Annotated in this window: 18 protein-coding genes and 1 tRNA gene; 13 read left to right on the top strand and 6 right to left on the bottom strand. The window is 71.5% G+C overall.

The window, feature by feature from the left end; translation table 11 throughout:
- Positions 1–10 precede the first annotated feature (10 nt).
- Both KWI83_RS31105 and KWI83_RS31100 read right to left on the bottom strand, forming a co-directional pair.
- The gene (locus KWI83_RS31105; protein WP_218517712.1) at positions 11–1,285 is read right to left on the bottom strand and encodes an MFS transporter; all 1,275 of its coding nucleotides are present in this window, start codon (positions 1,283–1,285) and stop codon (positions 11–13) included.
- A 250-nt stretch (positions 1,286–1,535) separates the two neighbouring features.
- Complete coding sequence (locus tag KWI83_RS31100) at positions 1,536–3,032, bottom strand: potassium/proton antiporter (protein WP_218517754.1); 1,497 nt, start codon at positions 3,030–3,032, stop codon at positions 1,536–1,538.
- A gap of 200 nt (positions 3,033–3,232) precedes the next feature.
- On the opposite strand from KWI83_RS31100, the gene KWI83_RS31095 reads away from it, so the two are divergent.
- Positions 3,233–6,013, top strand: coding sequence for a penicillin acylase family protein (locus KWI83_RS31095; RefSeq protein WP_218517711.1), 2,781 nt, complete (start codon positions 3,233–3,235; stop codon positions 6,011–6,013).
- Positions 6,014–6,080: 67 nt separating this feature from the next.
- Here KWI83_RS31095 and KWI83_RS31090 read toward each other — a convergent pair whose 3' ends face one another.
- The gene (locus KWI83_RS31090) at positions 6,081–6,707 is read right to left on the bottom strand and encodes a 5-formyltetrahydrofolate cyclo-ligase (protein WP_218517710.1); all 627 of its coding nucleotides are present in this window, start codon (positions 6,705–6,707) and stop codon (positions 6,081–6,083) included.
- Between the two features lie 93 nt (positions 6,708–6,800).
- On the opposite strand from KWI83_RS31090, the gene galU reads away from it, so the two are divergent.
- From galU to KWI83_RS31055, 7 genes are all read left to right on the top strand, one after another.
- Positions 6,801–7,703: a UTP--glucose-1-phosphate uridylyltransferase GalU gene (galU, locus tag KWI83_RS31085; RefSeq protein ID WP_218517709.1), complete on the top strand. Its 903-nt coding sequence runs from the start codon at positions 6,801–6,803 to the stop codon at positions 7,701–7,703.
- Between the two features lie 4 nt (positions 7,704–7,707).
- Positions 7,708–9,030 (top strand): gephyrin-like molybdotransferase Glp, encoded by a 1,323-nt coding sequence (glp, locus tag KWI83_RS31080; protein WP_218517708.1) that lies wholly within the window; start codon positions 7,708–7,710, stop codon positions 9,028–9,030.
- An 85-nt stretch (positions 9,031–9,115) separates the two neighbouring features.
- On the top strand, positions 9,116–9,595 hold the full coding sequence (gene moaC, locus KWI83_RS31075; protein WP_218517707.1) for a cyclic pyranopterin monophosphate synthase MoaC: 480 nt from the start codon (positions 9,116–9,118) through the stop codon (positions 9,593–9,595).
- Positions 9,592–10,128, top strand: coding sequence for a molybdenum cofactor biosynthesis protein B (locus tag KWI83_RS31070; protein WP_218517706.1), 537 nt, complete (start codon positions 9,592–9,594; stop codon positions 10,126–10,128). Before moaC ends, KWI83_RS31070 begins: the two co-directional genes overlap by 4 nt.
- A 26-nt stretch (positions 10,129–10,154) precedes the next feature.
- Positions 10,155–10,772 (top strand): GNAT family protein, encoded by a 618-nt coding sequence (locus KWI83_RS31065; protein WP_308122276.1) that lies wholly within the window; start codon positions 10,155–10,157, stop codon positions 10,770–10,772.
- 184 nt (positions 10,773–10,956) lie between these two features.
- Positions 10,957–12,213 carry a gephyrin-like molybdotransferase receptor GlpR gene (gene glpR / locus KWI83_RS31060; protein WP_218517705.1) on the top strand — a complete coding sequence of 419 codons (1,257 nt, stop codon included), beginning with the start codon at positions 10,957–10,959 and terminating at the stop codon, positions 12,211–12,213.
- A gap of 80 nt (positions 12,214–12,293) precedes the next feature.
- A tRNA-Ala gene (locus KWI83_RS31055) sits at positions 12,294–12,367 on the top strand.
- A gap of 102 nt (positions 12,368–12,469) precedes the next feature.
- Here the strand turns inward: KWI83_RS31055 and KWI83_RS31050 are convergent.
- On the bottom strand, positions 12,470–12,946 hold the full coding sequence (locus tag KWI83_RS31050; protein WP_218517704.1) for a GNAT family N-acetyltransferase: 477 nt from the start codon (positions 12,944–12,946) through the stop codon (positions 12,470–12,472).
- 69 nt (positions 12,947–13,015) lie between these two features.
- Here KWI83_RS31050 and KWI83_RS31045 point away from each other — a divergent pair, with 69 nt between their 5' ends.
- Positions 13,016–13,819, top strand: a complete 804-nt coding sequence (locus KWI83_RS31045) for an exodeoxyribonuclease III (protein WP_218517703.1) — start codon at positions 13,016–13,018, stop codon at positions 13,817–13,819.
- A gap of 33 nt (positions 13,820–13,852) precedes the next feature.
- On the opposite strand, the gene KWI83_RS31040 is transcribed toward KWI83_RS31045, so the two are convergent.
- A complete protein-coding gene (locus KWI83_RS31040; protein ID WP_218517702.1) occupies positions 13,853–14,497 on the bottom strand; it encodes a MerR family transcriptional regulator in 645 nt (214 codons plus the stop codon).
- A 125-nt stretch (positions 14,498–14,622) separates the two neighbouring features.
- On the opposite strand from KWI83_RS31040, the gene KWI83_RS31035 reads away from it, so the two are divergent.
- The 4 genes from KWI83_RS31035 (at position 14,623) to KWI83_RS31020 (ending at position 18,193) form a co-directional block, all read left to right on the top strand.
- Positions 14,623–16,137, top strand: a complete 1,515-nt coding sequence (locus tag KWI83_RS31035) for an NAD(P)/FAD-dependent oxidoreductase (RefSeq protein ID WP_218517701.1) — start codon at positions 14,623–14,625, stop codon at positions 16,135–16,137.
- Complete coding sequence (locus KWI83_RS31030; protein WP_218517700.1) at positions 16,134–17,060, top strand: alpha/beta fold hydrolase; 927 nt, start codon at positions 16,134–16,136, stop codon at positions 17,058–17,060. Before KWI83_RS31035 ends, KWI83_RS31030 begins: the two co-directional genes overlap by 4 nt.
- Positions 17,057–17,941: an SDR family oxidoreductase gene (locus tag KWI83_RS31025; RefSeq protein ID WP_218517699.1), complete on the top strand. Its 885-nt coding sequence runs from the start codon at positions 17,057–17,059 to the stop codon at positions 17,939–17,941. The genes KWI83_RS31030 and KWI83_RS31025 overlap by 4 nt, the downstream gene beginning before the upstream one ends.
- A 75-nt stretch (positions 17,942–18,016) precedes the next feature.
- Positions 18,017–18,193, top strand: a complete 177-nt coding sequence (locus tag KWI83_RS31020) for a hypothetical protein (RefSeq protein ID WP_171116677.1) — start codon at positions 18,017–18,019, stop codon at positions 18,191–18,193.
- Positions 18,194–18,277: 84 nt separating this feature from the next.
- Here KWI83_RS31020 and KWI83_RS31015 read toward each other — a convergent pair whose 3' ends face one another.
- Entirely contained in the window at positions 18,278–21,508 is a 3,231-nt protein-coding gene (locus KWI83_RS31015; RefSeq protein WP_218517698.1) for a S41 family peptidase, read from the bottom strand.
- Positions 21,509–21,619 lie beyond the last annotated feature (111 nt).

The raw sequence follows: 21,619 nt of genomic DNA, 5'->3' as shown, positions 1-21,619 counted from the left end.
TTCCTCGGGATCAGTCCACTGGGACCGGCGCGCGGTGACCGACGCCACGTGCGACGGTACGGCTCCGGGGGCGGGCGACCAGCCGCGGCCTGAGGGCGACCAGGGTCGCCAGCGCGAGCGCCGTACCCCCGAGCGGGACCAGGAACCCGGCGCCGTCCCAGAAGCGGTCCTCCAGCTGTCCGGCGACCGTGACGGCACCCGCCTGCCCGAGCGCCACCGCGCCGGTCAGCCAGGTGAACGCCTCGGTGCGCGCCCCGGCCGGGACCAGGTCCTCGACCAGGGTGTAGCCGGTGATCAGGGCGGGCGCGATGCACATGCCGACCAGCAGGCCGAGCCCGGCGAGCAGCAGCACCGAGTGCGCGGCCCACAGGCCGGCGGCGGCCAGCGCGAGGGCGCCGTAGCCGACGACCAGGCGGCGCTGCGGGGCCGCCTTCCAGGCGATGGCGCCGCACGCGACGCCGGAGAGCATGTTGCCCGCGGCGAAGATCCCGTACAGGACGCCGTTCAGGCCGGGCTCGCCGATCGACTCGGTGAACGCGGCCAGTGAGACCTGCATGCCGCCGAAGACGGAACCGATGCCGAGGAACGCCACGGCCAGCACCCGCACTCCGGGGACGCGCAGCGCCGAGGCGTGCTCCACGCGCGCGTGCCCGCCGGTGGTGACCGTCGGCTGGGTGCTCTTCTGCGCGGCGAACAGCAGACCGCCGACCAGGGTCAGCGCGGCCTCGGTCACCAGGCCCGCCGCCGGGTCCACGGCGGTGCACAGGGCGGTGGCGAGCAGCGGGCCGACGACGAAGGTCAGCTCGTCCGTGACGGACTCGAAGGCCGCCGCGGTGTTCATCAGGGGGGAGCCCTGGAGCTTCACGCCCCAGCGGGCCCGCACCATGGGGCCGACCTGCGGCACCGAGGCGCCTGTGGGGACGGCCGCCGCGAACAGCGCCCACAGGGGGGCGTCCGCCAGCGCGAGTGCCGTCAGGCTGAGGCCCGCGAGGGCGTGCACCAGCACACCGGGGATCAGTACGGCGCGTTGCCCGAAGCGGTCCGCCAGACGGCCGGTCCAGGGCGCGAACAGCGCCATGGAGACGCCGGTGACGGCCGCGGCGGCGCCTGCCGTGCCGTACGAGCCGGTGGTGTGCTGCACCAGCAGCACGATGGAGATCGTCAGCATCGCGAACGGCTGGCGTGCGGCGAACCCGGGGAGCAGGAACGTCCAGGCGCCGCGGGTGCGCAGCAGTTGCCCGTATCCCGGGCGGGAGGTCTTCGACGAGGTGACCGTGGACGCCACGGCCCTTGCCTTTCTGCCGCCTGGTAGCGCGGCCCGCTTGTGGTGGGCCGGGCGCCGAGAGCTGTCCTCTTGCGCGCACTGCGGTAGATACCGGCGCCCACTGCGTCGAAGGGCTTTTCCCGGCCGCCATACGGTCGCGCCAGCTCTGCGTCAGGCAGAGTTGGTTCGATCTGGGTAACGCCTGCATCCTACAGGTGTGAGGGCCGGGTGCACCTGTGAAGATGAGCACCTGGGGTTCGTCCACCTGGGATTAGGTCGGTCCGTTCGTCCCCAGCCACCCGGCCAGCTTGCCGCCGCGCCCGACCGCCCGCAGCCGCCGCTCGGCCGCGTCCCGCACCGGGTCCGTGGCGACCACGAGCAGCTCGTCGCCCCGCTGCAGCACGGTCGTCGGCAGCGGCACGAACGAGGTGCCCTTCCGGACGACGAGGGTGACCGCGGCCCCGGCCGGCAGCCGCAGCTCGTTGAGCTCGACGCCGTGCATCTTCGACTCGGGCGGGATGCTGACGGAGAGCAGATGCCCGCGCAGCTGCTCCAGGGGTGCCGACTCGATACCGAGGTCGGCGGCCTCGGAGCCGTCGCCCAGGCGCAGCAGGCGGGCGAGCCAGGGCAGGGTCGGGCCCTGGAGGAGGGTGTAGACGACGACCAGTACGAAGACGATGTTGAAGATTTGACGGCTGCCGTCCACGTCGCTCACCAGGGGGATGGTCGCGAGGATGATGGGCACGGCGCCGCGCAGCCCGGCCCAGGACATCAGCGCCTGTTCCCGCCACGGCACCCGGAACGGCAGCAGACACAGCACAACGCTCAGCGGGCGGGCCACCATGGTCAGCATCAGCCCGATGACCAGCGCGGGCAGGATCTCGTCGCCCAGCTCGTGCGGGGTGACCAGCAGGCCGAGCAGGACGAACATGCCGATCTGGGCGATCCAGCCGACCCCCTCGGCGAACCCGCGTGTGGCGGGCCAGTGCGGCAGGCGCGCGTTGCCCATCACCATCGAGGCGAGGTAGACGGCGAGGAATCCGCTGCCGTGCGCCAGCGCGCCCGCCGCGTACGCGGCGACGGCGATCGCCATCGCGGCGATCGGATAGAGGCCCGAGGCGGGCAGGGCCACGTGCCGCAGCCCCCAGGAGCCCAGCCAGCCCACCGCGATGCCGATGGCGGCACCGATGGCGAGCTCCAGCAGGATCTCGCCGACCAGCACGTACCAGTGCTCGAACGGTCCGGCCATGGAGAACGAGACCACCAGGATGACCACGGGCGCGTCGTTGAAGCCGGACTCGGCCTCCAGCGTGCCCGTCACGCGCGCGGGCAGGGGGACCCTCCGCAGCACCGAGAAGACCGCCGCCGCGTCGGTGGAGGAGACGACCGCCCCGATGATGAGCGCCTGCCGCCACTCCAGCCCGACCAGGTAGTGCGCCGCCGCCGCGGTGACCCCGACGCTCACCGCGACGCCGGCCAGCGCCAGCGCGGACGCGGCGGGCAGGGCGGGCTTGATCTCCTTCCACTTCGTGCCGAGACCGCCCTCGGCCAGGATCACGACCAGGGCGGCGTACCCGATGACCTGGGTCAGCTCGGCGTTGTCGAAGCGGATGCCGCCGATCCCGTCCTGGCCCATGAGGACGCCGATGCCCAGGTAGACGAGCAGGCTGGGGAGCCCGCTGCGCGAGGAGATCCGGACCGCGGCCACGGCGACGAGCAGGACGAGCGAGCAGACGAGCAGGAGTTCGTTGAGGTCGTGGATACTCAGCGGCCGTTCCCTTCCAGTGGTGCAGTTACTTCGTTACCTTACCTAACTCTTGACGATTTCTTGACGCTTGCCCGGGCAAGATCGAACGTCAGTCCGTGCTGGTTCACCACTCCGCGTCAAGTCGCGTGGGGCCCTGCGCCTATGGTTGCTCCAGCACTCCAGTACCGCCTGCCGCTCGCGTTAGGACAGCAAGGACAGCGATGCCCCCCAACACCACCGCCTCAACGGGTCAGCAGCCCGGCAAGTCCGGCAGGAAGAAGGGGCGCAAAGCCCGACTGATCGTGCTCGTGCTGGTGCTGGCCATCGTGGGCGGCACCGCCTGTGGGGCGTACTGGTCCGTCAGCACCGTGCGCGCCTCCTTCCCGCAGACCAAGGGCTCGATCACGCTGCAGGGCCTGACCGCACCCGTCGACGTCAAGCGCGACGGCTACGGCATCCCGCAGATCTACGCCTCCTCCGACGAGGACCTGTTCATGGCGCAGGGCTACGTCCAGGCGCAGGACCGGTTCTACGAGATGGACGTCCGCCGGCACATGACCGCCGGACGCCTGTCGGAGATGTTCGGCAAGGGCCAGGTCGACAACGACGAGTTCCTGCGCACGCTGGGCTGGCGGCGGGTCGCGCAGCAGGAGTACGACACCAAGCTGTCCGCCGCCACCAAGAAGTACCTCCAGGCGTACGCCGCGGGAGTCAACGCCTACCTGGAGGGCAAGGACGCCAAGGACATCTCCGTGGAGTACGCGGCGCTCGGCTTCAGCAACGACTACAAGCCCGAGAAGTGGACCCCGGTCGACTCGGTGGCGTGGCTGAAGGCGATGGCCTGGGACCTGCGCGGCAACATGCAGGACGAGATCGACCGCTCCCTGATGACCAGCCGCCTCGGCCCCAAGCAGATCGCCGACCTGTACCCGCGGTACCCGTACGACCGGAACCAGGTCGTCGTCCAGCAGGGCCAGTACGACGAACTCACCCAGACGTTCGACGGCGGCGGCACCTCCACCGACGGCACGGCCGGAACGTCCACAGGCGGTACAGGGACGTCCACGGGCGCCTCGACGGGCACGTCCTCGTCCACCGGCTCCTCGGCGCTCCAGACCCAGCTCTCGGCCCTCTACGACGAGCTGGAGGACCTGCCCGAGGCCGTCGGCGTGAACGGCAACGGCATCGGCTCCAACTCGTGGGTCGTCGGCGGCGAACACACCATCACCGGCAAGCCGCTGCTCGCCAACGACCCGCACCTGTCGGCCTCGCTGCCGTCCGTCTGGTACCAGATGGGCCTGCACTGCCGCACGGTCTCCAGCAAGTGCCAGTACGACGTCTCCGGCTACACCTTCGCGGGCATGCCCGGTGTGATAATCGGTCACAACCCGGACATTTCCTGGGGTATGACCAACTCCGGCGTCGACGTCACCGACCTCTACCTGGAGAAGCTCACCGGCGACGGCTACCTCTACGACGGCAAGGTGAAGCCGTTCACCACCTACGAGGAGACCATCAAGGTCGCGGGCGGCGCGTCCAAGAAGATCGTGGTCCGGGAGACCAACAGCGGCCCCCTGCTGTCCGACCGCAGCGACGAACTGGTGAAGGTCGGCAGGAAGGCCACCGTCGACACCGCCGCACCCGACCGCGGCGACGGCTACGGCATCGCCCTGCGCTGGACCGCGCTGGAGCCGGGCACCACCATGGAGGCCGTCTTCGCGATGAACAAGGCGGCCGACTGGGACGACTTCCGCGCCGCGGCGGCCCTGTTCGACGTGCCCTCGCAGAACCTCGTCTACGCCGACACCGACAACCACATCGGCTACACACTGCCCGGAAAGATCCCCACGCGCGCGAAGGACCACGACGGCTCCATCCCGGCACCGGGCTGGGACTCCAAGTACCGCTGGACCGGCTACATCGAGCAGGACGAGCTGCCCTACGAGTACGACCCGCGGCGCGGCTACATCGTCACCGCCAACCAGGCCGTCGTCGGCAAGGACTACCCGTACACGCTGACCACGGACTGGGGCTACGGCACCCGCAGCCAGCGGATCACCGACCTGATCGAGTCGAAGATCAAGGGCGGCGGCAAGATCTCCACCGAGGACATGCGGCAGATGCAGATGGACAGCAGCAGCGAGATCGCCAAGCTGCTGGTGCCGCAGCTGCTGAAGATCGACGTCGACGACAAGGACGTACGCGACGCGCAGAAGCTCCTGGAGGGCTGGGACTACACCCAGGACGCCGACTCGGCGGCCGCCGCCTACTTCAACTCGGTCTGGCGCAACATCCTCAAGCTGGCCTTCGGCAACAAGCTGCCCAAGGAACTGCGCGCCAAGGGCCAGTGCCTGTGGGTCGAGCCGGTCAACACCACCGGCCCGGTGGACGAGGACCGGCGGGTGCGCGAGTGCGGTCAGCGCGACGCGGACCAGGCCCAGCCGGACGGCGGCGACCGCTGGTTCGAGGTCGTGCGCGGCCTGATGGACGACGAGAACAGCGACTGGTGGACGACTCCCGAGTCGGGCACCCGCCCGTCCGCCGACAACCGCGACGATCTCTTCAAGCGAGCCATGATCGACGCCCGCTGGGAGCTGACCGCCAAGCTCGGCAAGGACATCGACACCTGGAGCTGGGGCCGGCTGCACCGCCTGTTCCTGAAGAACCAGACCCTCGGCACCAACGGCCCCCGCTTCCTGCAGTACGTCCTCAACCGCGGCCCCTGGGAGCTCAGCGGCGGCGAGGCGACGGTCAACGCGACCGGCTGGAACGCCGCAGGCGGCTACGGCGTGGTCTGGGTGCCGTCGATGCGGATGGTGGTCAACCTCGACGACTTCGACAAGTCGAAGTGGATCAACCTCACCGGCGCCTCCGGGCACGCCTACAGCTCCCACTACACGGACCAGACCAGCAAGTGGGCCAAGGGCGAGCTGCTGGACTGGTCGTTCACCCGGCAGGCGGTCGACAAGGGAACGAACGACACCCTCGTCCTGAAACCCTGACCGACCGACGGCGAACAACCGAAAGGGCCCTCCGCGCGCGCGGAGGGCCCTTTCGCCTGCCGGTGCCTCACCTCCCGGAGCCCTGGAAGCGGCGCACGCCCGACGGCGTCACCACCGCGTGCACCGGCCGGTCGTGCGGCTCCGCCGGGACACGCGCGACGACCTCCGTGTCGTACAGCAGCACCACCAGCGCCGGATGGGCGCCCGCGCGCTCCAGACGCGCCAGGACGCGGTCGTACGACCCTCCGCCGCGCCCCAGCCGCATCCCGCGCGTGTCGACCGCGAGCCCCGGCAGCAGCACGGCGTCGGCGCCGGTCACGGCGTCCGGGCCGAGCCGCTCACCGACGGGCTCCAAGAGGGCCATCTTCCCGCCGTGTTGGACGCGCCCCAGGGAGCCCTTCCCGGAGTAGACACCCCAGTCGAGGTCGTTATCGGGCAAAAGCACCGGAAGCAGGACGCGCACCCCGCGCGCGTGCAGCGCGTCGAGCAGCGTGAGCGTGCCGGGTTCGCTGCCCACGGAGACGTACGCGGCCACCGTGCGCGCGTGCGCCAGCTCACGTAGTTCGAGCGCGCGTTCGGCCAGTGCGGCCGCCGCCGACTCCACGTCACCTGCGGGCAACCTGTTTCTCACCGCGAGGAGCTCTCGCCGCAATGTGCGCTTGTCAGGCTCGCCCGTGCGTCCGAGGTGTCCCATCGTTGCTCCCATACCGTGATCAATGTGCTCATATGAGCGTGAACTGGCCGGAGCCGAGGATTACCCACAAAGGCACCGGATATGGTTGCGGGCATGACTCAGGCGCAACCACGGATCAGCAAGGCTGTCATTCCCGCAGCAGGCCTCGGCACCCGGTTCCTGCCGGCCACCAAGGCCACTCCCAAGGAGATGCTGCCGGTCGTGGACAAGCCGGCGATCCAGTACGTGGTCGAGGAGGCCGTCTCGGCCGGTCTCGACGACGTCCTCATGATCACAGGCCGCAACAAGCGCCCCCTTGAGGACCACTTCGACCGCAACTACGAGCTCGAGTCGGCTCTGGAGAAGAAGGGCGACGCCGAGCGCCTCGCCAAGGTCCAGGAGTCGAGCGACCTCGCGACCATGCACTACGTGCGCCAGGGCGACCCCAGGGGACTGGGTCACGCCGTCCTGTGCGCGGCCCCCCACGTCGGCGACGAGCCCTTCGCGGTGCTCCTCGGCGACGACCTGATCGACCCGCGCGACCCGCTCCTCCAGCGCATGATCCAGGTCCAGGAGCAGCGCGGCGGCAGCGTCATCGCCCTCATGGAGGTGGCGCCCGAGCAGGTCCACCTCTACGGCTGCGCCGCCGTGGAGACCACCGAGGACAGCGACGTGGTCAAGGTGAGCGACCTGGTCGAGAAGCCGGACCCGGCCGACGCCCCGTCGAACTACGCCATCATCGGCCGCTACGTCCTCGACCCGCGCATCTTCGACGTACTGCGCAAGACCGAGCCCGGCCGCGGCGGCGAGATCCAGATCACCGACGCCCTCCAGCAGCTCGCCGCCGACGAGAAGGCCGGCGGCCCGGTGCACGGCGTCGTCTTCAAGGGCCGCCGCTATGACACCGGCGACCGTGGCGACTACCTGCGTGCCATTGTCAGACTCGCGTGCGAACGTGAAGACCTGGGCCCGGACTTCCGGACCTGGCTTCGCAGTTACGTCACCGAGGAGATGTAGCCACGTGAGCACCGCCGCGCCCCGCGCCACCGGCCAGGACCACCTGTGGTCGGTGGACGAACACCTGGAGGACATCCTCGACACCGTCCGCCCCCTCGAACCCATCGAGCTGCAACTGCTCGACGCCCAGGGCTGCGTCCTGGTTGACGACGTCACGGTGCCGGTGTCCCTGCCGCCGTTCGACAACAGCTCCATGGACGGGTACGCGGTACGGGTCGCGGATGTCTCGGGCGCGAGTGAGGAGTTCCCGGCGGTCCTGGAGGTCGTCGGGGACGTCGCGGCGGGCCAGGCCGAGCCGCTGACCGTGGGACCCGGCCAGGCCGCCCGCATCATGACCGGCGCCCCGCTGCCGCCCGGCGCCGAGACGGTCGTGCCCGTGGAGTGGACCGACGGCGGCCTCGGCGAGGGCCCCGTCAGTGGGATGCGGGCCCGCAGCCTCGGCCCCGAGGGCGCCTGCGGGCAGGTGCGCGTGCACCGCTCGGCCGAGGCACGCGCGCACGTACGCGCGAAGGGCAGCGACGTGAAGGCCGGTGACCGCGCCCTCGAAGCGGGCACCGTCCTCGGCCCGCCGCAGATCGCGCTGCTCGCCGCGATCGGCCGCGGCACGGTCCGGGTACGCCCGCGCCCGCGCGTGGTGGTGGTGTCCACCGGCAGCGAACTCGTCCAGCCCGGCGAGGAGCTGGCCAGCGGCCGGATCTACGACTCCAACAGCTTCGCCCTCACCGCCGCCGCCCGCGACGCCGGTGCCATCGCCTACCGGGTGGGCGCGGTCGCCGACGACGCCGAGACCCTGCGCACCACCATCGAGGACCAGCTCGTGCGCGCCGACCTGATGGTCACCACGGGCGGCGTCAGCGTCGGGGCGTACGACGTCGTCAAGGAGGCGCTGTCGCACGTCGGCGACGAGGACGTGCCGGGCAGCGGCATCGAGTTCCGCAGGATCGCCATGCAGCCCGGCAAGCCCCAGGGCTTCGGCTCCATCGGCCCCGACCACACACCCCTGCTGGCCCTCCCCGGCAACCCGGTGTCGTCGTACGTCTCCTTCGAGCTGTTCGTCCGCCCCGCGATCCGCACCCTCATGGGGCTGCGGGACGTGCACCGCCCGCGCGCCCGCGCGACCCTGACCGCCGACAAGCCGCTGACCTCGCCGAAGGGGCGCAGGCAGTTCCTGCGCGGGACGTACGCCGACGGAAAGGCCACCCCCGTCGGGGGCGCCGGATCACACCTGGTCGCCGCCCTCGCGCACGCGGACGCGCTGATCGTGGTCCCCGAGGACGTGGAGTCCGTCGAGCCCGGGACCGAGGTCGAGGTGGTCCTGCTCGGCTGAGCGCCCCAGGTTGGCGGTACCGTGTCGCGGACAACAGGCCCGCGCGCCGCACCGCGTCGGGCCCCCGGACCGGGAGCGCCACACCATGAGCACGCAGGACCGACTGACGCACCTCGACGACGCGGGCGCCGCCCGCATGGTCGACGTGTCCGGCAAGGACGTCACCGCGCGCACCGCGCGCGCGAGCGGACGCGTCCTCGTCTCGCCCCGCGTCATCGAGCTGCTGCGCGGCGAGGGCCTCCCCAAGGGCGACGCCCTGGCCACCGCCCGCATCGCGGGGATCATGGGCGCCAAGCGCACCCCGGATCTGATCCCGCTGTGCCACCCGTTGTCGGTGTCGGGTGTGACACTGGATCTGTCGGTAGCGGACGACGCCGTGGAGATCACCGCCACGGTGAAGACGACGGACCGCACGGGCGTCGAGATGGAGGCTCTCACCGCGGTCTCCGTCGCCGCGCTCACCGTGATCGACATGGTCAAGGCGGTCGACAAGGGAGCGGTCATCACGGACGTACGGGTGGAGGAGAAGACGGGCGGCAAGTCGGGTGACTGGAGCCGGGCATGACTCTCGACGCGGCGCTCGGCGGCGCGCTGGTCGCGCCCTACAGCGCCCTGGTGATCACCGCCTCCAACCGGGCCGCCGCCGGGGTCTACGAGGACAAGGGCGGCCCGCTGGTCGCCGACGGCCTGAAGGGCTTCGGGTTCGCCGTCGACGGCCCGCAGGTCGTCCCGGACGGCGACCCCGTCCAGGCCGCGCTGCGGGCGGGCGTGGACGCCGGGTACGACGTGATCGTCACCACGGGCGGCACGGGCATCTCGCCCACCGACCGCACCCCGGAGGCCACGCGCGCGGTGCTCGACCGCGAGGTGCCGGGCATCGCGGAGGCCATCCGCGCCCACGGCCGGGACAAGGTGCCCACCGCGGTGCTCTCCCGGGGCCTGGCCGGAGTGGCGGGCGGGACACTGATCGTCAACCTGCCGGGCTCGACCGGCGGCGTACGGGACGGACTCGCCGTTCTGGAGCCCCTGCTGATCCACGCCGTCGACCAGATCCGCGGCGGTGACCACCCCAGACCCAGCAGTGGGGGTGCGAGCTGAGCAGCGCATCCTGGCCCGTCGAACTGGTGGAGGGCGATGTCGTCCTCCGGCCGATAAAGCTGCGCGACCAGCGGGCCTGGCGTGAGGTCAACCGGCGCAACCGGGACTGGCTGCGCCCCTGGGAGGCGACCATTCCGCCGCCCGCGCCCGGCGGGCCGATCGCGCACCGGCCGACGTACCGCCAGATGGTGCGCCATCTGCGGTCCGAGGCGAACGCGGGCCGGATGCTGCCGTTCGTCATCGAGTACCAGGGGCAGCTGGTCGGGCAGTTGACGGTCGCCGGGATCACCTGGGGCTCGATGTGCTCGGGGCACGTCGGGTACTGGGTGGACGAGGCGGTGGCCGGCCGGGGTGTGATGCCGACCGCCGTGGCACTGGCCGTCGACCACTGTTTCCGGACCGTCGGCCTGCACCGCATCGAGGTCTGCATTCGCCCCGAGAACGGGCCCAGCCGCCGCGTGGTGGAGAAACTCGGATTCCGTGAGGAGGGCCTCAGGCCCCGTTATCTCCACATCGACGGCGCCTGGCGCGACCATCTGGTGTTCGCGCTCACGGCGGAGGAAGTCCCCGAGGGACTGCTGGCCCGCTGGCGCCGCAACCGGACGCGGAACACCCCGCAGAACGCCCCCGGGAATCCCGCGTAACCCCGAAATTGAATACATGTTCGAAAATGATCGGTTCCTGACCGGACCAGGGCATTGAATTCGCGGACACGCCAGCCCGCTGATCGCATCGGTCGCAAAAAAAGCTCGAAATATCAGCCAGATCGTGCGACACACCGGCTCAATTGGCAGATGGCCTCACGCAAACCCCTCTACCGTGTGAGACGTGAGCAGCAGCGGCCTCATCTACGCAGTCATCGTCGGGGCCTGGGCCGCCTACTTGGTGCCGATGTGGCTCCGTAGGCAGGACGAGCTGAACGAGGCCCGTCCGACGGAACGCTTCAGCACAGCCATCCGGTTGCTGTCCGGACGGGCGGGCATGGAGCGCCGATACGCCAAGGACCTGCGGGCACGCTCCGCCGACGAGGGGGAGCCTGGCTTCGACGCCCCGGACGCCGTCACCGACTCGGTGGACGTCCGGGCCTTCGCCGTGCCTCCGACGCGCCCGCAGGCGGGCGGCGTCGTGGAGGCGGCGTCGGGAACCGGGCAGGCGTCCGAGGCCCGCGCTTCCGGCACCGTCCCCGCCCCGGCACGGGAGGACGCCTCCGCGTCCCCGCGCAAGCCGATCCCCCCGGCCCGCCGCGCCCCCGGCGCGGAGGCGGCCGCGGCGCGCGCCCGGCGCTCGAAAGTGCTTGCGCGCCGCAGGCGCACCACCATCATGCTCTTCCTCGCCTTCACGCTCGGCGCGATCGTCGCGGCCGTCGGCGGGCTCGCGTTCCTCTGGGCGCCCGGCGTGCCCGCCGTGCTGCTCAGCGGGTACATCGCGTATCTGCGCATCCAGGAGCGCCGCCGTTTCGCCTACCAGATGGACCGGCGCCGGGCGGAGGCCGCGGCCCAGCGGCTCCGCGAGCGGGCACGCCAGCCGCGCCGGCACGCCACGGCCGAGGCCGAGGCCGACGAACCCGAGGAGGGGCCCGAGCCGGAGACCGACCCCGGGCTGTCGGCGCTGGCCGCGGACCGGCGGGCGCTGGTGGAGCAGACCGATCACGCCGAGTGGGTCGACCAGCAGCGGGAGCGGCAGCGGCGGCCCGGGCGCGGGGAGAGCTGGGAGCCGGTGCCGGTGCCGCTGCCGACGTATGTGACGGCGCCGGTCGCTCCGCGCGCGACGCCGGATGTGGATCTCGGGGCGCCGGACGCGTGGAGTTCGGCGCGGTCGAGCTCGGTGGCGCGGGAGCACGAGGCGGGCGTGGGCTCCCGGGAGCACGGCTCCGGTGCGTCCGGCTCCGCGTCGCCGTCCGATGCCGAAGCGGGGGAGAGCGGGCAGACCCGGGAGACGGACGGCGCGGCGGACAAGGCGGACGGCGAGGGGCGCGGGGACGCGCGGCGCCGGGCGGCCTCGGCGCGACGGGCGCGGGAGCGGGGGCGGACGCCGCTGTTCGACCAGTACGAGGACGGGGAGCGGCCGCGGGCGGCCAACGAGTAGCGGCCGGGCCGGGCCCCGCGTCCAGCGGGAACGGATTTCCAAGCACGCCGATCGGGGTGCTAAAGTTTCACTCGTTGCAAGGGCCTGTGGCGCAGTCCGGTAGCGCACCTCGTTCGCATCGAGGGGGCCAGGGGTTCAAATCCCCTCAGGTCCACGCAGCATAGAGCCCCGCCGGGATTCCGGCGGGGCTCTAGTGCGTTGTGGGTCAGGTGACGTCGTGCTGTGCGCCAGGTGACCGCCCCTCAAGTGGCCCCCGTCACAGGGCCTTCGCGTAGCAGCGGCTGGACTCGTGGAAGCGGTAGTAGCCGAACTTGGCGCACGGCTCGTAGCCGCTGGAGGTGTAGAGGGCGATGGCCTCCGGCTGCTGGGTGCCGGTTTCCAGGACCATGCGGATACGGCCCGCGGCGCGGGCGTCGTCCTCCAGGGCGGCGAGCATGCGCCGGGCGAGGCCGCGGCCGCGCAGCTCCTTGATCACGTACATCCGCTTCAGCTCGGCGTCGCCGTCCTCGTTGCCCTCGTCGTTCTTGTCCTGGCTGCGCCAGCCGCCGGTGGCCACGGGGCGGTCGGTCTCGTCGTAGGCGATCAGGTACACGCCGTTCGGCGGCCGGAAGTCCGACGGGTCGAGGGCGGTGGCGTCGCCGCCGTCGCCGTAGCGCTCGTGGTACTCGGCCTGGACCTCGTCGTTGAGCTTCACGGCGTCGGGGTGGTCGAAAGGGACGCGGCGTATATGCATGCCAGGGATCGTACACCTATGCAGAATGAGGAATCCGGACTTTGTCCAGTGTGCCGGTAGGGTGCCCCGGTGCTCACTGTGACCTCTGTGAATGTGAACGGGCTGCGGGCCGCCGCGAAGAAGGGCTTCGTGGAGTGGCTCGCCGGTACCCAAGCCGATGTGCTCTGCCTGCAGGAAGTGCGCGCCGAGCCGCAGCAGCTGCCCGAGCAGGTGCGGGCGCCGGAGGGCTGGCATGTGGTGCACGCGCCGGCGGCCGCCAAGGGGCGCGCGGGCGTCTCCCTGTACACCCGGCGTGTGCCGGACGCCGTGCGGGTGGGGTTCGGGTCCGCCGAGTTCGACGGCAGTGGGCGCTACGTCGAGGCCGACCTGCCCGGTGTGACGGTCGCCTCGCTCTACCTCCCCTCCGGCGAGGTCGGCACCGAGCGGCAGGACGAGAAGGTCCGCTTCATGGGCGAGTTCCTCGCCTACCTCAAGGGTCTGCGGGAGCGGGCCGCCGCCGACGGACGTGAGGTGCTCGTCTGCGGCGACTGGAACATCGCCCACCAGCAGGCCGACCTGAAGAACTGGCGCGGCAACACCAAGAACTCCGGCTTCCTGCCGGAGGAAAGGGAGTGGCTCACGCAGGTCTTCGACCCGCAGTCGGGCGGTTACGTCGACGTCGTGCGCGCCCTGCACCCGGACGTCGAGGGGCCGTACACCTGGTGGTCGTACCGGGGGCGGGCCTTCGACCACGACACCGGCTGGCGCATCGACTACCAAGTGGCCACGCCCGGGCTCGCGCAGGGGGCGGTCAAGGCGTTCGTGGAGCGGGCCGCCAGCCATGGCGAGCGGTGGTCGGACCACGCTCCGGTGACGGTGGTCTACGACCGTTAGGACTTCTACGACCGTCAGGGGCTTCCACGGCCGTTACGACTGCCTCCGCATCCTCCGGTCCAACGCCAGCGACAATTCCGCCTCCACCACGCTGCGGGCCAGTGGGCGCAGGCGGGGCAGGTCCTCCTCCGAGGCGTGGCGCAGGACCAGGTCGGTGAAGAGGTCGGCCAGGGCGTCGGCGTGGCAGCGGACCTGCTGGCCCGCCCGGAGCACCTCCGCGAGCGGGATGCCCTCCCGTACCAGCGCCGACGACACGTCCAGCAGGCGGCGGCTGATGTGGACGATCTCGTCGCCGTCGGTGCCGAGGTAGCCCAGTTCCATCGCGGCGGCGAGGTTCTCGGGGGTCGCCTGGCCCGCGAACCGGTCGGCGAGTTCCTCGGGGCTGAGGCGGACCGGTTCCTCCTCGGTGGGGGCGCCGACGCCGAGCAGGTCGGCGACATCCCGGCCGTGGTCGAAGGCCTCGGCCAGCTCGGCTATGCCGTTCAGGGTGTGGCCGCGTTCCAGCAGCGCCGCGATCGTGCGCAGCCGGGCCAGGTGGTGGTCGTCGTACCAGGCGATACGGCCCTCGCGGCGGGGCGGCGGAATCAGCTTGCGTTCGCGGTAGAAGCGCAGGGTGCGCACCGTGATGCCGGCCAGCCGGGCCAGCTCGTCCATGCGGTACTCACGCTTGTCTGCCACGTCCGCACCCTAAGTCGTACCGCCGGTAACTTTCCTCGTACGGCCCCCTACCCATCAGTACACAGCTCCTCTACTCTCCCGATTGCGCCAGTGTTCACTGGCAGGGTTGAAGGGAGGGCGTCGGTATGGCCGAGCACGAGCACGTACGGGTGGCGGTGGTCGGGTCGGGGTTCGGCGGGCTGGGAGCCGCCGTGCGGCTGCGCCGCGAGGGGATCACCGACTTCGTCGTCCTGGAACGGGCCGACGGCGTCGGCGGCACCTGGCGGGACAACAGCTATCCGGGGTGCGCGTGTGACGTGCCGTCGCATCTCTACTCGTTCTCCTTCGCACCCAACCCCGACTGGCCCCGCGCCTTCTCCGGGCACGAGCACATCCGCGCCTACCTGGAGCGCGTCACGGACGTCTTCCGGCTGCGCCCGCACATCCGGTTCAACTCCGAGGTGAAGCGGATGACCTGGAACGGCGACGAACTGAGGTGGGAGATCGAGACCGCCTCCGGCACCCTCACCACCGACCTCGTCGTCTCCGCCACCGGGCCGCTGTCCGACCCGAAGATCCCCGACGTCCCGGGGCTCGACACCTTCCCCGGCAGGGTGTTCCACTCGGCCCGCTGGGACCACGACTACGATCTGCGCGGCAAGCGGGTCGCCATGGTCGGCACGGGCGCGTCCGCCATCCAGATCGTGCCCGCCATCCAGCCCTCCGTGTCGAAGCTCGTCGTCTTCCAGCGCACCCCGCCCTGGGTCCTGCCCCGCGTCGACCGCGCGATCGGCGGCGCCGAGCGATGGCTGCACCGCCAACTGCCGTTCACCACCCAGGCCCGGCGCGGACTGCTGTGGGGCATCCGGGAGTTGCAGGTGCAGGCCTTCACCAAGCACCCGGGCCAGCTGGGCTTCGTCGAGCAGCTGGCCAAGCGCAACATGGCCCGCGCCATCAAGGACCCGGCCCTGCGCGCCAAGCTCACCCCCGACTACCGCATCGGCTGCAAGCGGATCCTGCTGTCCAGCGACTACTACCCGGCGCTCGCCCAGCCCAATGTGGACGTGCTCGCGGGCGGGCTCAGCGAGATCAACGGCTCGAACGTCACCGCTTCCGACGGCACCGAGGCCGAGGTCGACGCGATCGTCTTCGGCACCGGCTTCCACGTCACCGACATGCCGATCGCCGAGCGGGTGGTGGGCGCGGACGGGCGGACGCTCGCCGAGACCTGGAAGGACGGGATGGAGGCCCTGCGCGGGGCGTCCGCCGCCGGGTTCCCGAACTGGATGACGATCATCGGGCCCAACGCCGGCCTCGGGAACTCGTCCATGATCCTGATGATCGAGTCCCAGCTGAACTACATGGCCGACTACGTACGGCAGTTGGAGGTGCTCGGCGGGCGCGTGGCCCTCGACGCACGCCCCTTGGCCGTCCGCGCCTGGAACCACAGGGTGCAGGAGCGGATGAAGCGCACGGTGTGGAACACCGGTGGCTGCACCAGCTGGTATCTGGATGCCAACGGGCGCAACACGACCATCTGGCCCGGTACCACGGGCGAGTTCCGGCGCGCGACGCGGCGGGTGGATCTGGGGGAGTACGAGGTGCTGCGCCCCTCCACGGGAAAGGTCACCGAAGCGGCCGTGCAGGAGGCCACCGCATGAGCCGCCTCCTGCACGTCTCCTCCGGCCCCTACGCCCCACCCGCCCCCGCCCACGAGCTGACCGTCACCTCCGCCGACGGCGCACGCCTGCACGTCGAGGTGCACGGCCCCGAGCGCGCGCCCGCCGTCGTCCTGGTGCACGGCTGGACCTGCTCGACCGCCTTCTGGGCCGCGCAGATCCGCGCCCTCGCCCCCGACCACCGCGTCATCGCCTACGACCAGCGCGGCCACGGACGCAGCCCCGCCGCCCGCGTGTGCAGTACGGAGTCCCTCGCCGACGACCTGGAGGCCGTACTCGCCGCGACGCTCGCGCCGGGGGAGAGGGCGGTGATCGCCGGGCACTCCATGGGCGGCATGACGGTGCTGGCGGCGGCCGAACGGGAACGCTTCCGCGCGCACGCGGCCGCCGTCCTGCTGTGCAGCACGGGCAGTTCACGGCTGGTCGCCGAGTCGACCGTCGTGCCGATCAGGGCGGGGCGGCTGCGGACCTGGCTGACCCGGCACATCCTCGGCTCCCGCGCGCCCCTCGGCCCGGTCACGCCGCTCGCGCGCGGGATCCTCAAGTACGCGACCATGGGCGCCGGTTCCGCCCCGCACATGGTGGAGGCGTGCGCGCGGATCGTGCACGCCTGCCCGCGCGCCGTGCGCCACAGCTGGTCGCAGGTACTGCGCCTGCTCGATCTCGACCACGGCGTACGGCAGTTGCACGTCCCCACGGCGGTCGTCGTCGGCGCGCAGGACCGGCTCACGCCCCCGGTGCACGCCCGTGCGCTGGTCGCCGCGCTGCCGCGGTGCGTCGGGCTCACCGAGCTGCCCGGGCTCGGCCACATGACACCGGTGGAGGCTCCCGAGCTGGTCACCGGGAAGATACGCGAACTCGTCACCGCATACGCGCCGCAGGAACCGGTCAGGGAGGGCGCATGAGCAGGGTCAGCCTGGAGGGACAGGTCGCGGTCGTCACCGGGGCCGCGCGGGGCGTCGGGGAGCTGCTCGCCCGGAAGTTGTCGGCGCGCGGCGCCAAGGTGGCGCTGGTCGGGCTGGAGCCGGACGAGCTCGAGCGGGTCTGCGCACGACTGCACAGCGAGAGCGACCACTGGCACGCCGACGTCACCGACCACGCCGCCATGGCGAAGGTGGCCCAGGAGGTCAAGGCGCGGTTCGGCAAGGTCGACATCGTCGTCGCCAACGCGGGCGTGGCGACCGGCGGGCCGTTCGTCGACTCGGACCCGGAGGCCTGGCGGCGGGTCATCGAGGTCAACCTCATCGGCTCCGCGGTGACCGCCCGCGCCTTCCTGCCGGTGCTCACCGAGAGCCGGGGCTATCTGCTCCAGGTCGCCTCCCTCGCCGCGATCACACCGGCGCCGATGATGACCGCGTACTGCGCGTCCAAGTCGGGCGTGGAGGCGTACGCGCACAGTCTGCGGGCCGAGGTCGGCCACCAGGGCGTGAGGGTCGGCGTCGCGTACCTGTCGTGGACCGACACCGACATGGTGCGCGGGGCCGATCAGGACGACGTCATGCGGGAGTTGAGGCAGCGGCTGCCGTGGCCGGCCAACAAGACGTATCCGCTGGGACCGGCGGTGGACCGGCTGGTGGCCGGGATCGAGCGGCGGTCGAGCCATGTGTACGGGCAGTGGTGGCTGCGCGGGATGCAGGGCGTGCGCGGGTACTTGCCGACGCTCGTCGGGACCGTGGGGCAGCGGGAGATGCGGCGGTTCGCGCCTCGGCTGCGGGGGATGCGGACGGGGCTGGTGGGCGCGGGTGGCGTGGCCGACGAGCAGCACCGCACTACGGTGCGTAACTGATCGACATGCGCGGGGTTATCGCCCGTGTGAATCTGGTCGTGCCAGATTCCCTCACCCCCACGGGAGTGAACCCACATGGGCATGAAGGACCAGTTCCAGGAGAAGTCCGAGCGTCTGCAGGAGCAGGCCAAGCAGAAGGCCGGTGAGGCCAAGGAGCGTGGCCAGCGTGGCCGCCAGCAGCGCGAGGACGAGGAGATGGAGCGTCAGCGCCGCGAGGAGCAGGACCGGTTCGAGCAGGACTACGACGCGTAACGCGTAGTCGGCTTCACCCGTGACGCAGGGTGCCCTTCTTTGCGGAGGGTGCCCTGCGTTCATGTTTCTCATGGTCAAGAATCCTCAAGCCCTCGGCGGGAGCTTCGGCCTCGACCTGTCCGGGACGTGGCTGTAGTCCGGCGGCGTTGCCGCAGGCTCCGTCTCCAGCAGGTTCAGGGCCAGCCGGACCGCGTCGTCGAGTTGGGCGTAGCGGCCCTCCGCCCAGTCGAGGGGGGTGCGCAGGGCTTCCACGTCGGGGGTGACGCCGTGGTTCTCGACGGACCAGCCGTACGCCTCGAACCAGGCCGCGTTCATCGGTACGGTGATGACCGTGCCGTCGCCCAGGCGGTGGCGGCCGGTCATGCCGACGACGCCGCCCCAGGTGCGCTGGCCGACCACGGGGCCCAGTGCGAGGAGTTTGAAGGCGGCCGTGATCATGTCGCCGTCGGAGGACGTGGCCTCGTCCGCCAGCGCCACCACCGGGCCGCGCGGCGCGTTCGAGGTGTACGACACCGGCTGGGCGTTGCGGGTGAGGTCCCAGCCCAGGATCGTGCGGGTCAGCTTCTCGATGACGAGTTCGCTGATGTGGCCGCCCGCGTTGCCGCGCACGTCCACGATCAGTGCGGGCCGGGACACCTCCATGCGCAGGTCGCGGTTGAACTGCGCCCAGCCGGAGCCGCCCATGTCGGGGATGTGCAGATAGCCGCAGCGGCCGCCGCTCAACTCCCGGACCACCGCCCGGCGTTTGGCCACCCAGTCCTGGTAGCGCAGCGGGCGTTCGTCGACGAGCGGGACGACGGCGACCCGCCGGGAGCGTCCCGCGCCCTCGGCCGGGCTGAACGTCAGCTCCACCGTCGTACCGCCCGCGCCCGCGAGGAGGGGGTAGGGGCCGGTCACCGGGTCGACCGGACGGCCGTCCACGTGGGTCAGGATCGCGCCCTCGCGGATGCCCGAACCGGCCAGCGGGGAGCGGGCCTTGGAGTCGGAGGAGTCGCCGGGGAGGATGCGCTTGACCATCCAACCGCCGTCCCGGTGGACGAAGTTGGCGCCGAGCAGGCCCTGCCGGCGCTGGTAGTGGGGCGGGCCCTCGTTGCGGCGGGCGGCGGAGACGTAGGCGTGGGAGGTGCCCAGCTCGCCCAGCACCTCGCGCAGCAGGTCGGCGAACTCGTCCGGCGAGGCGACCCGGTCGACCAGCGGCCGGTACTGGTCGAGCACCGCGTCCCAGTCGATCCCGCACATCCCCGGCTCCCAGAAGTAGGCGCGGATGAGCCGCCCGGCCTCCTCGTACGCCTGCCGCCACTCGGCGCCCGGATCGACCTCGTGCATGATGCGGCGTACGTCGATCCAGGTCGTCGTGTCGCTGTCGCCCACCTCGGTGGACGGCACCGCGCGCAGATCGCCCTCGTCGACCACGACGAGGCGGGTGCCGTCGCCGCTGACGGTGAACCAGTCGAGGTGCTGGACCAGTTCGGACTTCTTCGCCTTGGTGATGTTGAAGTACTCGAGGGTGGGGCGGCCGCTGGTGTCGTCCGGGTTGACGAACGTCTCGCCGAGCGCGCCCGAGATCGGCCAGCGCAGCCAGACCAGCCCGCCGCCCGCGACCGGGAACAGCCCGGAGTACTTGGAGGCCGCGACCGGGAAGGGCGTGACCCGGCTCTCCAGGCCCTCGACCTCGACCGTCACCGCGCCCGCCTCGCCGGTCTCCTCGTCCTCGACCGGGTACAGGCCACCGGCGGCCGGCCGCCCGTCCGGGTTCAGCGCGAAGGGGGACGGGGTGGCCGAGGACAGCGGCACCAGATACGGGCGGCAGCCCAGCGGGAAGGAGAGGTCGCCGGTGTGGACGTCGTACACCGGGTCGAAGCCGCGCCAGGATAGGAACGCGAGATAGCGGCCGTCGCTGGTGAAGACGGGGTTCTCGTCCTCGAAGCGGCCGTTGGTCACGTCGACGATGTAACGGTCCTTGATCCGGGCCAGCTTGATCTGCCGCAGCGAGCGGCCGATCCCCGGGTGCGACCAGGTCAGCCAGGTTCCGTCGGGTGAGAAGGCGAGGTCCCGGACCGGGCCGTTGATCGACCGGATCAGCTCGGTCACCTCGCCGTTCGACTGCTCCGACGCGTCGAGCAGCAGCAGCCGCCCGTCGTGCGCGGCGATGGCGAGCCGCTCGCCCTCCGGGTCGGCGACCATCTCCAGCACCCGCCCCAGCTCGCCCTGGGCCAGCCGACGTGGCGCGCGGTCGCCGGTGGCGCGCGGCAGATAGGCGATCTCGATCGCGTCCTCGCCCTCCGCGTCCGTCACATACGCGACCTGACCGCCCGAGCCGAGCATCTCCGGGAGCCGGACCCGTACGCCCGGAGTGTCGGTGATGGTGCGGGCGGGACCGTCGCGATGCGTCAGCCAGTACAGACTCCCGCGCACGACGACGGCGCTCGCGCGCCCGGTCTCGTCGACGGAGATGCCGTCCACGTGGTGGGCGGCGGGCACCTGGTAGGGACGACGTCCCGCGCGCGGACCGCTCAGGCGCACGTCGAGCCGGCGGGGCGCCGAGTCCGCGGCGAGGTCGTCGACGAGCCAGAGGTCCCCGGCGCACTGGTACACCACGCGCGTGCCGTCGCTGGCGGCGTGCCGGGCGTAGAACGCGTCGTGGTCGGTGTGCCGGCGCAGGTCGGTGCCGTCGTACGCGCACGAGTAGAGGTTGCCGACGCCCTCGTGGTCGGAGAGGAAGGCGATCCGCCCGCCGACGAACATCGGCGAGTGGAGATGCCCTTCGAGGTCGGCCAGCAGGCGCTTGCCGTGCAGCCAGAGACGGCCCATGGCGCCGCCCCGGTAGCGCTTCCAGGAGGCCGGTTCGTGGGGCGGGGTGCCGGTGAGGAGGAGGGTGCGGTGGCCGTCCTCGACGTCGGCGACCTGGATGTCCGCGACCGGGCCCCAGGGCAGTTTGCGGCCCGGGTCGCCGTCCGGGGGGACCTTGTAGGCCCAGGTGTAGTGCGAGAACGGCTCGCCGTGCGAGGCGACGGCGAGGATGTCGCCGTCCGGGGTCCAGCCGCACACCTGGGTGTCCGAGCTGCCCCAGTAGGTGAGCCGACGGCCGGTGCCGCCCTCCACCGGCACCAGGTGCACCTCCGGATCGAGGCTGCGCCAGCTCGTGTACGCGATCCGGTGACCGTCGGGGGAGAAGCGCGGGTGGCCGACCTTGGTGCGGTCGACAGTGAGCCGCCAGGCGCGGCTCGGGCCGCCGAGGGGGGCGAGCCAGAGGTCGTCCTCGGCGACGAAGCACAGCAGGTCACCGCTGAGGTGAGGAAGACGCAGATAGGTCACCTTCCCATGCTTCGCCCGGGGGACGGACCGGAGCAAGTCGTGCGAAACGCTGTGTGGGAATGCCTGGTGGGCGGCACGTGACCCGGGACGCGTACGAAACAGTTTCGTTTC

Origin of the sequence: Streptomyces sp. TRM70350, assembly GCF_019219825.1 — a bacterium.
Taxonomy (GTDB): Bacteria; Actinomycetota; Actinomycetes; order Streptomycetales; family Streptomycetaceae; genus Streptomyces.
The sequence above is the reverse complement of the archived record's forward strand: the minus strand, read 5'-3'. Positions and strand labels throughout refer to the sequence as shown.